The organism is Paracoccus onubensis, assembly GCF_003591515.1.
In the GTDB taxonomy this organism is placed as follows: domain Bacteria; phylum Pseudomonadota; class Alphaproteobacteria; order Rhodobacterales; family Rhodobacteraceae; genus Paracoccus; species Paracoccus onubensis.
Genome location: NZ_QZCG01000007.1, coordinates 260,535 through 272,503, shown reverse-complemented (window position 1 = coordinate 272,503; position 11,969 = coordinate 260,535). Strand labels below are relative to the sequence as shown.

Below are 11,969 nucleotides of genomic sequence, written 5' to 3'. Positions count from 1 at the left end.
ATAGAGCCGTCCAATTGGACGCCCATTTTGCCGTCTCTCTCCAAATCCAAAACCTCCGCCGCACATGTGCGTGGAGAATGAAGGCATCAACTCAAAAATGGCAGGAGGGGATCGGCGTCGCGCTTACACTCTGCAGTGCGGGACCATCGGATGGCCAGTGGGTTGATCAGCTCCTTCTGATTGGGCCAATTTGACAGTATCGCATGACCAGCCCAAGGTCTATTGGAGCAATGATTTCAGAAGATTTTTTCCACGCGAGCGCGCCACAGTCCCGCGGCAGTACAAGGTTGGTTGTTGCAGAACCATGAAGTTCCCGAAGAGGCGGCGCTGCCCAGTAAATTGATCCAGTAACCAGAATTCCAACTCTGATGGTGAGCTCGGGACAAGATCCTGAAACATTGCGAGAACCAATGAATGACATGGGCTGTCAGGATAGGATGTTATTCAGCTGCAGTCCGTTGTTCCACATCCGTCCAATGCTTGTTGATCGGCAACTTCCGGGCGCGGCGCTCGATATCGGCCAGCGTCACGGGCATGTAGTCCCAGACATCGACACCGGCATTGACGGCATTACGCGATCCGAACCAGTTGTTGTGGACATGCCCAAAGATCTGGAGTGCGCCCTTGCGTGCCCCGCTCCATGTGATCATCGGGTAATGGCACAGGACGTTGCACTTTCCATTGTCTTCGACCTCGGTCAGTTGCGAAACTGAATCCCAGGGCAAGAGCTGTGACAGTTCGCCGTCATGATTGCCGACGACAAGATGCTTCTCCGCTCCCGGGAGTTGGCCGAATATCATCTCGAGCCAGTTCATATCTTTCGCCGCGGGCCCGAAGGCGAAATCGCCGACGATCCAGAGTGTGTCCTCGGGTTTCACCACCTTCCACATATTCTCGATCAATGCGGAATCCATATGACTGGCCGAACGAAACGGACGGCCACTGAATGGGATGATGTTTTCATGGCCGAAATGCGTGTCAGCAGTGTACCAGATGGCCATTCCTGTCTCTCATTTTTTTTCCGTCACAACTTCATAGCTGTTCGGGTTTCGAAACAGTACCCGTCCGAAATCTTGAAAGCCCAAGCTATCCGCCCCGACATTGCCGCACTGGCAATAGGCCATGCCGATGATGGCGCCCTTCGGCGTTGGGGAATCCCGATGCCAACTCTCAGCGATTGTGTTACAGTGTAGACATCTTACACGAAACGGGCCGAGCGCCCTGTCTTTCGCGGAGCGCAAAGTTCCCTTTCCTGTGTCGTCGTCATCGACCCTCCCCATGTCGCCTTGTCCTCTGAATGTTTTGTCAAATATTCGAATTCTTCCGTCGACATCATGACAAATCGCGACTTCTCAACGTCCAGGTGGCTAACCATCGGACGATACCTTAGTTACCCAAGTCGTTATGGAACCGAAATGAGCAACATTTTCCCCAAGCGTTGCTACAACGAAATACGGGGGCGCCAACGCCGGATAATCGATTTCGGTAACACGCGCTTCCCGCTACTGCGCCATTTCTGAAGATAAGATTGCGAAACCACCCATTTTCGCTTGCCGCGAGTGGGCAGACTATCAGGTTGGGGCATCAAGGAGGCCCCTCCCGGGTCTGCAGGAAGATCCTCCTTTACCTTCGCAACGAAGTTTATGGCGTCTTGGGTCGGAATAAAGGCCTCAATGGTTTTCTGTCCGTGGGCCGTATCAGCTTTCTCCTCTCGAACTTCGATCAGGCCATGGATTAAGAGTAGCTCGGCGCTGTCCAGCGGAATGTAATCGAAATCTACTGCGACCATTGTCAGAAGGCCGAGCACGTTGTCGGCTTCATCCGGATTGGCTTGAGTCTGCAATTGCATTCCGGGGGCCTAAAGGTTCATATCGGAAGGCTCGACGTTTTCCCCTGAAATCTGCTCAAGGATTTGTCGATCCGTTTCCTCCAAATCTTGCCGTGCCAGTTCGAAATCAACGAGACTGAAGCGAATGGTCGATTGACCTGCCTCGGTTTCGTAGCTCGCCGTGAAAACGGCGGAACATTCAGGCGGTGCCACTCGCCGTCGTTCGGAATCAAACGCATAGCCTTGGTAGGACAGGCGTGCGCATGGCTCTTCCTCTTGGAGGCCAAGTTGGCCGGATGGTGTCCAAACATATTTGACCATCCGACCACCAAGCGCATCGGTGCCACTCCAGCTGGGTGGACCATACAACTCTTCGAGCTGGGCAGCCAATGCGGCCGGATCAGGCAACTCGGCGTTAGGCTTTCGCATGGTGCGCCAGATACCTACGATACGCCCTTCGAGCACCGGTGTCGCATTTCTCAGAGTCATTTGTTCGTAGGGTTCATTTCCCATCCGAGTGCGCAAGCCGATACCTGCAGTGTTGTAGCCAATGGTTATATCCGCTTCGAAGCGCAGCCCCTCGGGCGAGGTGACGACCTGCTGGATAATCTTGGGATTGAGCGATCCACCCAAATGCTCTTCGAGCTCCGGCACGATTTCTGTCGCGATCTGGCCGGGCTGGAGATCGAGGATTTTATAGGGGTAAGGGCGTGGCTCAGGCGCAGATAGCGGAGTCAGTTCGTCAGCGAAAGCCGTAGTTACCAGCTGGCTGAAAATCAAAGCATGGACGAATAGATTGCGCATAGAGAACCTCGCGATGAATTCTGGTAAGTTCACGTACGGCGACAAGGGGTCGATTGTATGTGAACTTACTCTACAATTTACGAATGTATCTTAAAACAGGTAGAGCCAAAAGCGTCAATGCTCAATAGCATTGCCTGTGAAAACGACACCGAAGAGCCCACTTCGAGACATTCTTGCGCGCAACATGCGACTCCTGCGCGCCGAGCGCGGCTGGTCGCAGGAGCGACTCGCGGCGGAGGCGGGACTGAACAGAACCTATCTAAGCGCAGTGGAGCGGTCCGAACAAAACATGTCAGTTGACAACCTCTATCGTGTAGCAGTTGGCTTCGGTATTGACGCTGCTGATTTGCTACGAGAGCAAGGATAATAAATTGGCTTCGGTGGGTGAGCCGACGTGGAGGAGCGCAGCATCCCTATTCTGACCATCTCTTCGTCCTTCGAGGCCGACGGTCACGCACGGACAATCAATCCGGACCGATCAGATGGGGCAGGTCAGTTCGAACCTTGGGACAAATGCGCATACAGTTCGTCAGCTTGGAATCAACGCGCGCTCCACTCTTGCGTATAACCAAGGACGGTTCGAAAGTACTGGGCGGAGTGACAGATGCAACTCACCATTCTAAGTCGATCCGCTTTCGCACCTCTTCATCGATCTCAGGGCTATCATAGTCGAAAATGCCGCAAGCATCCAATTTGGATTTTGTTACGCGGCTATTTCCCAAACGTTGAAGAGCAATTGGTATTTGGAAAATCTTACGTGATCCAATATCAGATACTGACATCACGCGGCCATGCAGGAAATCGAATGTCGGAATAGTCTCAGGATAGAATATCATCATAATGAAACGGGTTTCCGGCGCTGCATTCAGAAAATAAATACGACCACCACAATACGAGACAAAATAAGTTTGCCTGCGGATATAGCGCCCGCCAAGAAATTGGTGTTCAGACGTTCGATAAACCTCGAGCGTTGTTGCGAAAGTGAGTCCGTCTCGTTGATACACCTGCGTCAAGGCACGAATAACCTTGTGCGGCATCGCGGCCATTGTGCTTATCCGATAGTACAATCCACAATAGGGCGCCAGTTGATTGTCCGTCGTCAGAACATTATGCTCAGATGGTTGCGTAAATTAGCGGAGTATAGGCCTCGTCATTGGGTTAATGTTAGGCGGCGAGCTTGCGGTGTTGCAAGCGCCGGTGTTGGATGGTCCTTCGCTTGATCCTTTCGCGTTGTTTGATGATGGTGTCGGCCTTGCCAAAGTAGGCGTCGGCGGGTGTCACGTTGTTCAGGCTCTCATGGTATCGCCGGTGATTGTAGTGTTCGACGAAGGCCTCGATTTGGGCTTCGAGATCGCCCGGCAGGAAGTAGTTTTCCAGCAAGATGCGATTTTTGAGAGTCTGGTGCCAGCGCTCGATCTTGCCCTGGGTCTGGGGATGCAATGGAGCGCCGCGCACATGGCTCATGCCTTGCGCCTCGATCCATTCAGCCAGTTCGCCGGCGATATAGCTCGGACCATTATCGCTGAGCAACCGAGGCTTGTGGCGCGCATGGGCCTGATCACAGCCTGAAGCACAGAGCGCCAGTTCCAGCGTATCGGTCACATCCTCGGCACGCATGGTGGTGCAGAGTTTCCAGGAGATGATGTAGCGAGAGTAATCGTCGAGCACGGTCGACAGATACACCCAGCCCCAACCGATGATCTTGAAATAGGTGAAATCGGTTTGCCACATCTCGTTGGGGCGGCTGGTCTTGCGTTTGAACTCATCAGCTGCTTTGACCACCACGAAGGCTGGACTGGTGATGAGGTCGTGGGCCTTGAGGAGCCGGTAAACGCTGGCTTCGGACACGAAGTAGCGCTTTTCGTCGGTGAACCGCACTGCCAACTCTCGGGGGGACAGCTCGGACTGCTCCAGCGCCATCTCGATGATCTGGTCATGGATCGCAGTGGGGATTCGGTTCCAGACCCGGCCTGGCGCGGATGGACGGTCCTCCAGCGCTTCAGGGCCGCCTGCCAGATATAGATCATACCAGCGGTAAAAGGTTCGGCGTGCGATGCCCAACTGCTCCAGCGTGCGCTTTGTCGGCAGGTGGGATTGCTCGACGATCCGGATAATCTCGAGCTTCTCAGCTGCGGGATACCTCATTCGTCGACCTCCCCATCCGCGATCATGCTTTTTTTAAGCAGCCGGTTTTCCAGCGTCAGATCGGCGACGCATTCCTTCAGGTCATGTGCCTCACGGCGCAAGCCCTTCACCTCGTCGGTGGTTGCTGCCCGGACCGTGTCACCAGCCAGCCGACGCTTGCCGGCCTCCATGAACTCCTTCGACCAAGTGTAATACAGGCTTTGGGCGATTCCTTCGCGGCGGCATAGCTCCGCAATGCTGTCATCGCCACGTAAGCCTTCCAGCACGATCCGGTTTCGCGGGTTCTCTCGAACCAGTGGCGTTCACCCGCTCAATGTCCTCCGCGGAAAAGTGGCGCCGCGTCTTGCGGCGGATATCTTTCACCACCTGTTCGGCGGGGGCTTTGGAGGGTGATTTCGATTTTGAGGATTTGGGTCTCATCTGCGTTCCTTCGTCACTCCGACGAGACCCAAATCCTCCTTAAATCACAACCTCAAATCTGTGCCATGGGTGCTGACGGCCAACAGACAACAACTTCTTCATCAGTTCTCCACGTGCCATAGAGCCTCTCCGTTTTTCTTCAAACCTTAGCGAAACATGGCAACAGGCGCTACTGATTATGATGCTTGTTTTGAATCTAGACCAGCTTCAAAAGCAGGATCGGGCAAAAAAGCTCATTTTCCGCAAAGCAGACGTAACATCACGAAAATGTTACTTTTTGGATTCTGGACATTCTCGACCCAAAAAGAATGGCAACGGCTAAATCTGAGCATTGCCAATGTACCCCCAACAATAAATACGAAACGCTCACTGAGGGGAAAGGAAACAGCTCAACTCATTGCATTTTATATAGAAACTTACGATATCGCAGCTTGACAACACAAATGATAGCAATGACTGCAATCACACTAGATATGCTATCATCTGTCAGATTGCAGCTATCTGATTGCATTTAATCCAGTAGACAGACTCAATTTATATCATTTAATAACAAGTGATTATGAGATTTAGAGCCGGCACCCGCCCTCGCACAACCCAATATGTTGAATTCTGATTCGGTTAGTGAGATTGCTGAGGTGCGAATCAGTGGAGACCCCAAATGTGGCAAGTCGCAAATCGACACGAACTCTTGAAGGCTCGTCTGCATGAGCGTGGATCGTCGTTTGCTGTGGTCGCGCGAGAACTAGGCGTGCACCCGTCGGCTGTGACTCATGTCGCAAAGCAGAAGCACAAATCTGCTCGAATCATGTCTGCGCTGGCGCGGCACGCTGGCGTCGAAATACACGATTTATTGCCGCCCAATGAAGTAACCGAATCATCCACTGATGTTTGAACAGGAGAACAGCATGTCAGCATAAACGAGAAAAGCTCGGGAGTTCCACCACCCGAGCCCTTCCGTGAGGATCAGTGACCCACAATACCTACTGTCATTGATCCTCTCTTTTAACGTCCATGTCAACATAAAACGCGGGTCGTGAAGCGCCTGCGCATGGAAGAATTTATCTAGGAGAGGCACAATGGATGCCAATCAATGCGCGGAGAAAATCTCCGGCGTTACCCTACCCCTCATGTCTCGCGCGACGCGCAAAGTCGCGATGCGCTCCCGGTTCAGCTGCCGAGGTTGGACCTGGATCACGCGGAAATCCGATGGACGCAGGATTCGTGTCCAGTTCGAGAGCCTGCTGGAACTGCTGACGATCCAGATGACTGCCACGCTAGCCAATTTCGTCGATCTGATCGAGCAGCCCTTCGAAGTTCCATTCGTCGATGCCATGGGCAAATCTGGAAAACACCATGTCGACATGCTGGCCATACTCGAGGATGGTAGAAAGCTGGCCATCGCCGTGAAGCCAGCCGAAAGGGTTACTGCGAAGTTCCGGGAAACCCTAGCGGCCGTGAAACGACATCTTCCGGATGAGTTGGCCGACGATCTGATCCTCATCACCGATCAGGATTTCACGCGCGCTCAAGCTCAAAATGCCCTGCGATACGTCGAGTTCAGCAAACATCTCGACCGAGAAGCAGACAACGCACTTGAGCGTGTACTCGGGTCAATCCATGGCATCATTAAAATGAATGATCTGGCCCGCCTGACCGGACTGGCTGGGCGCGGCTATCGCGCCGCCTTCCGTGCCGCCTTTCACGGCCAATTGCAGGTTATAAGCGAGGGCATCATCAGCCAAAATTCGCTGGTGAAAGCGAGGGCAGCATGACTTTTCACTCCATGCCGACCTCCCGTCCGATCATGCGATCCCTGCAACCAGGTTCGACCGTCAAGATCGACGAAATCGCCTATTCGCCGGAGGCAACAGATTATCGCGGAACTATACTACGGCGCCTCGACCTGCCTGAAACCGTGGAACATTTCAGTTGGGAGGATATCGCGCTTCTCCGTCAGCACGGCCGCTGGCGGTACGCCCCACCCCCAGCAGTCGGTACAGGCATATCGACATATCCTCCTGATCTGACGCTACAAACACCGAAAGCTCGTGCGAAAATCACATTCACGGGACGTGTGCTCTGCGCCCTCCATGAATTGGAGGCCAAGGGAGAACTGACATTCACCGATAAAGGGCTTGAGGAAGCCCTCGCCAAGATACTGCCGAGTCTCGCCGAAGCGTTCACAAATCAGCAGTTTCCCGGACGCCACCCGAGATTTGGGGATTACGTTACCCTTCCCTTGGCGCCATCCACCCGCTCGATACGCCGCGTTTATCGAAAGTTTGTTCGCGCAAATTTCGATCTGCGTGTTCTCATGCACAATAAGCTGCCTGGCAAAGCCAGCAGCCACTTCGAACCCGAGGTCGAGGAGTTGCTGCAACAGGGAATCCGGGAGTTCGGGAAAGAGGGTGGCAGCAATGTCAGGACCGTGGCCGATAACACTCGGAAAATGATCAAACGAGTTAGCAAGGCTCGACTCGAGAAAGGGCTGTCAGCGCTGACAATCCCATGCCTGCGTACCATCGAACGGCGCATCGCCGGGTTAGACCAGTTCGAAATGACGGCCTTACGAGAGGGTGTCGACGCGGCGCGGAAAAAATTTTCGTGCAGCGGGCTCGGCATTCGGGAAATGGCGCAGTTTCCGGGAGAGCGTATAGAGATAGATGAGTGGTGGGTCGATCTATGGACTTATTTCTCTCGCCTAGGCCTGATGAAGGCACTCCCACCAGAAATGCGCGCGAGAATTCCCAAAGGTCGAAGATATCTTTACGCAATCATTGATTGTGCCACCCGCTGCATCTTGGCGCTTCTCGTGGTGGAACGGCCGAGCGCCGAGGCTGCCATGAAGGCCCTCCGCATGGCGTCGGTCGACAAGACCGACTATGCGCGGGCTATTGGCGCACGAAGCAGTTGGTCTTTCTGTTCAGGTTTCTCTATCGTTTGTGCAGATACAGGATCAGCGTTTGTTTCCGGCGATTTCATGGCGGGGGTCAACAGTATCGGCGCCACGATGCTGTTCCCGCCCGTCGCGATCCCGGAACTTCGGGCTCACGAAGAGAGATTCTTCGGCAACCTCAGCCAGAACCTGACGCCCTATCTTTCCGGGCGAACGTTCCCAAATCCCGTAGCACGGGGCGACTATCCGACCGAGGACCGGGCGGCGCTGGATGACGAAGACCTGGCGCGCATCCTGTCGCTCTATGTTATTGATTACTATCACAATCGCCCGCATCGCGGTCTCAATGGCCAGTCGCCGGCTAATCGCTGGCGCGAACTCGAGGACCAGTTCGCGGTGACGGAACCTGCCGATATCCACACTTTGCGAGCAGCTTTGGGTGTCGAATTCACGCGCACGCCCTCGAAAAAAGGTATCGAGTTGTTTTCGCATCATTATTCTTGCAATGCACTTCGCCAACTCTGGTCCCAGGGCCGAAAGGCACCGGTTCGCGTCAAGGCTGATCCAGCCGATATCGGTGCAATCTCCATCGAGATCAACGGCCGATGGGAGACCGCGGAGGCCGTCTCCGCGACGCCACTCTACGGTGTTTCGCTCAGCGAGTGGACCGAAAAGTTCCGAGCGATCATGCAGCATTATGCCCACCAGGCAGAGCTGACAGAGCCGATCCGGACACAGGCGATCGAGGAAATCTGCGCCATGGATAAAGCTTCCCGCATACGCGCTGGCGTCCTGCCGGGAGAGCCGTCCTATAAGCAGATCAAGGCTATCCAGGCAAATTTATTCAATGGCACCAGCTTCAGAACTGGACCCGCGATCATGGAAACCCCCGCCGAGGGGTTCTTCGGACACCGGATCACACTTCCGGAAGTAGACGCAACTCCGGCAGCGGAGTCCACAAAATGCACAGCATCGGATGCTGAGACATACACCGAGATCAACACCGAAAACGATGCCAGTGAATGGGGATTTGACGATGAGTAACAAGATCGCCGCAACGGCCGCCACAGGCGTAGACGATATTGATCGCGCCCTTGCGCAACTCCGAGCGCGTTTTTTCGCACATCGCTATTATCGGAAACTACAAGAGAGCTTCACGACATTGCTGAATCATCGACGCGCCGATCTGGAGATCGGAAGCCAGAACGAGGCGCACGGGATCGCGGTCATCGGTGATTCAGGATCCGGCAAGACGACGGCTGTAAGGCGGCTATTCGCGACGCACCCGGATCTGCAAACCTTGCAGCCGGGGGTCGAGAAAGCCGAAGCGGTCAGTCTCAGCCTGCCGTCACCGGCCAGCGTCAAATTCGTGGGTCTGGCCTGCCTGAATGTGCTAGGCTATCCCCTTCGCCGGGACCGGACGTCTGCCGTCATCTGGGATCTGGTCCACAATAACCTGCAACTCAGGCAAACACTCGTCCTACATTTCGACGAAGCCCAGGACTTTTATATCAATCAGAATACCCGCGAAATGCAGGCAATGATAAACACGCTCAAAGCGTTGACGCAGAATCCCAAATGGCCGGTTAGCATCATTCTGAGCGGCATGCCGCAGCTTCGAGACTTGATCAACATGGACACGCAACTGACTCGGCGGTTCACGCCCGTTCATTTTTCAAAACTTGACCCAGCATTGGACGCATTACCGATCATGAAGATGGTAGCTGGCTACGCTAAAACAACCGATCTCGACATCGCGCCCGATCTGAAAGACAAAGCATTCATCCGACGGTTGGTCCATGCTGCGGCCGGAGAATTTGGGCTGACTGTCGAGTTGCTTCTATCTGCTGTTGAAAATGCTCTGCGTAACGGCAAGCAGAAGCTGGATCACACATGTTTTGTTCAGGCATTCGCCCGACGGTCTGGTTGCATGCCGGATTTCAACCCCTTCCTTCGCGAGGACTATACCTCAATCAACGCGCGTCTGCTTCTGCTGGGTCAAATTCCGGACGATGAAGACCCGGAACCCAAAAAGAAGGGCCGCAAGCGATGACCAATCTCGCTCTCTCATTGGCACCACAGCCGTCTGAGCCGGCAATCGGCGTCGCTTCACGTATTGCCATGAAGCTTGGCATCTCCAACGTGTCAGACTGCTTACTCGACTTAGGAATCAACTGGCCTCTCTTTCGTCGGGGGCGACCAACAGAAATCGAACAATTCGCCGATATCATTGACGCGGATGGGGCCATCCTGTTGCACGAATCCTTTGCGCCTCGCCCGGAAGGTCGGTTCAGCTTTCGTGGTCATCTTTTGGATCGCCCGATGGTAAATCGGTGCGAAATACGTCTCTGTCCGCTTTGTGTCCTGGAAGACCATGATCGCGGTGGTACTCTTGAACGATACTGCAGGGCCCATTGGCAGTTGAATCAGCTTCGGACCTGCCCACATCATAGCGTGCCGATCATGACACTACCGAGCCCTCCTGCGCCGCACTATGCGCTGGATTTTGCGCGGATTGTTGAAAGAAACTTCGAAATCATCCAGCAGGCGGCGGCTACCACGGTCGTCCGATCGCACCGTTTCGAATCCTGGCTATTGCATCGCCTGGCGTATCAGAGGCCGAGACATTGGTTTGATGAGTTGGAGGTCAGCGTGGTCACCCAGCTCTGCGAAAAGGCTGGCACCGCATTGTGTTTCGGTGCGGCGGCAGCGCCTCGTCAACTCGACAGCGAGCAGCTGGCCACTGCTACAGAGGTCGCGTTTCAGCGTCTTGCGGCAACAAACGCACGGCTCGAACCTCTAATCAGAGAGATATGGGAAGCCTGTCCGTCCCAGCGGCCCGGCTACTACACTGCCTTCGGGAATCTCTGGCGTTGGTTGGACAAGGCCAAAGGCGATCATCGATACAAACGGGTTTTGCAGGAGATGGCTGATTTCGTTTTTACCCATCAGTCGATTCCTGCGGGGACAAGTCTGCTAGGGCAGATCTGCAAAGAGCGTCGATACCATTCCGTGAAAAGTGCAGCTGCCGCCTATGGGTTAAACACGTCTCGCACGGATCGTTTGCTCAAGACGTTGATCAAAGACGGCCAGGGCCTCGGCGTCGAGGCCATTGACCCGCTGCTCTCCAGGATCACGTCCTGCCTCCCCAGGGTAAAGGCGGCGAAGCGGATGGGGGTTTCTCCAGACATGTTCGATCGGCTCAAACATATCGGTCGCCTGCTTCCGGCGTTCAGCGGTGAGAACGTGGCGGATCTGTTTGACATTAAGGAGCTTGATCACCTACGGCACACGATATTTAGTCACGCACAAATTGTGCATCAACGGCCACCGAATTGCTCTCGTATCACCGCTGCCGCTGGCATCGTTTCCGTCCCATGTGAAGAAATTCTGGCAATGGTTGCCGAAGGCAAGATCGCATTCGTCGGGCAAGAAGCGGGCAATCATCGGATGTGCGATCTTTATGTCAATCGCGACGAGCTCCGCGATCTCGTGCACGGCCCCGAAGAACCCATCCCCCCAAACCAACTGACCATCGATCAAACCAGACGAGTGCTTCACCTCAACACCCAAACAATCGCGTGGCTCATACGCCAAGGATATTTGCCAACTCGCCGATACTGGAACGAGCGCCGACGGCGGCATAGCAGGTTGATCGCAAAGGCTGATGTCAATGCCTTTGCAAACCGATACGTTTCACTCGGCGCTCTTGCAGCCGAAGCTCGCATCCAGGCCAACCATGTTGCACGCAGGCTGGAACGAAAAGGGATCATTCCGATTGATTTCCCGCCGAACCTCAACAAGATTTTCCTGCGGGAGGTGGTGCGCCCGTCCGAGCATGTGGGAAGGCTGGTGCTCCCATCTTCACACAAATGA

At 54.5% G+C, this 11,969-nt stretch carries 9 protein-coding genes and 1 pseudogene; 5 read left to right on the top strand and 5 right to left on the bottom strand.

Going from position 1 to position 11,969, the window contains the following annotated elements; all coding sequences use genetic code 11:
• Positions 1-440: 440 nt before the first annotated feature.
• From D3P04_RS12195 to D3P04_RS12185, 3 genes are all read right to left on the bottom strand, one after another.
• Positions 441-1,001: a metallophosphoesterase gene (locus D3P04_RS12195; protein ID WP_119749199.1), complete on the bottom strand. Its 561-nt coding sequence runs from the start codon at positions 999-1,001 to the stop codon at positions 441-443.
• A gap of 440 nt (positions 1,002-1,441) precedes the next feature.
• Positions 1,442-1,849: a hypothetical protein gene (locus D3P04_RS12190; protein WP_147391926.1), complete on the bottom strand. Its 408-nt coding sequence runs from the start codon at positions 1,847-1,849 to the stop codon at positions 1,442-1,444.
• A 9-nt stretch (positions 1,850-1,858) separates the two neighbouring features.
• Complete coding sequence (locus D3P04_RS12185) at positions 1,859-2,632, bottom strand: hypothetical protein (RefSeq protein WP_119749195.1); 774 nt, start codon at positions 2,630-2,632, stop codon at positions 1,859-1,861.
• Positions 2,633-2,816: 184 nt separating this feature from the next.
• Here D3P04_RS12185 and D3P04_RS12180 point away from each other — a divergent pair, with 184 nt between their 5' ends.
• Entirely contained in the window at positions 2,817-2,999 is a 183-nt protein-coding gene (locus D3P04_RS12180; protein ID WP_232844993.1) for a helix-turn-helix domain-containing protein, read from the top strand.
• Positions 3,000-3,243: 244 nt separating this feature from the next.
• On the opposite strand, the gene D3P04_RS12175 is transcribed toward D3P04_RS12180, so the two are convergent.
• Positions 3,244-3,678, bottom strand: coding sequence for a hypothetical protein (locus tag D3P04_RS12175; RefSeq protein WP_119749193.1), 435 nt, complete (start codon positions 3,676-3,678; stop codon positions 3,244-3,246).
• 118 nt (positions 3,679-3,796) lie between these two features.
• A pseudogene (locus tag D3P04_RS12170) lies at positions 3,797-5,197 on the bottom strand (IS3 family transposase).
• A 1,076-nt stretch (positions 5,198-6,273) separates the two neighbouring features.
• Between D3P04_RS12170 and D3P04_RS12160 the strand changes: the two are divergent.
• The 4 genes from D3P04_RS12160 to D3P04_RS12145 are packed head-to-tail and all read left to right on the top strand — an operon-like array spanning position 6,274 to position 11,969.
• A complete protein-coding gene (locus D3P04_RS12160; protein WP_119749191.1) occupies positions 6,274-6,969 on the top strand; it encodes a hypothetical protein in 696 nt (231 codons plus the stop codon).
• The gene (locus D3P04_RS12155) at positions 6,966-9,137 is read left to right on the top strand and encodes a Mu transposase C-terminal domain-containing protein (RefSeq protein ID WP_119749189.1); all 2,172 of its coding nucleotides are present in this window, start codon (positions 6,966-6,968) and stop codon (positions 9,135-9,137) included. Before D3P04_RS12160 ends, D3P04_RS12155 begins: the two co-directional genes overlap by 4 nt.
• Positions 9,130-10,146 (top strand): TniB family NTP-binding protein, encoded by a 1,017-nt coding sequence (locus tag D3P04_RS12150; RefSeq protein WP_182912823.1) that lies wholly within the window; start codon positions 9,130-9,132, stop codon positions 10,144-10,146. The genes D3P04_RS12155 and D3P04_RS12150 overlap by 8 nt, the downstream gene beginning before the upstream one ends.
• Positions 10,143-11,969, top strand: coding sequence for a TniQ family protein (locus D3P04_RS12145; RefSeq protein WP_119749185.1), 1,827 nt, complete (start codon positions 10,143-10,145; stop codon positions 11,967-11,969). The genes D3P04_RS12150 and D3P04_RS12145 overlap by 4 nt, the downstream gene beginning before the upstream one ends.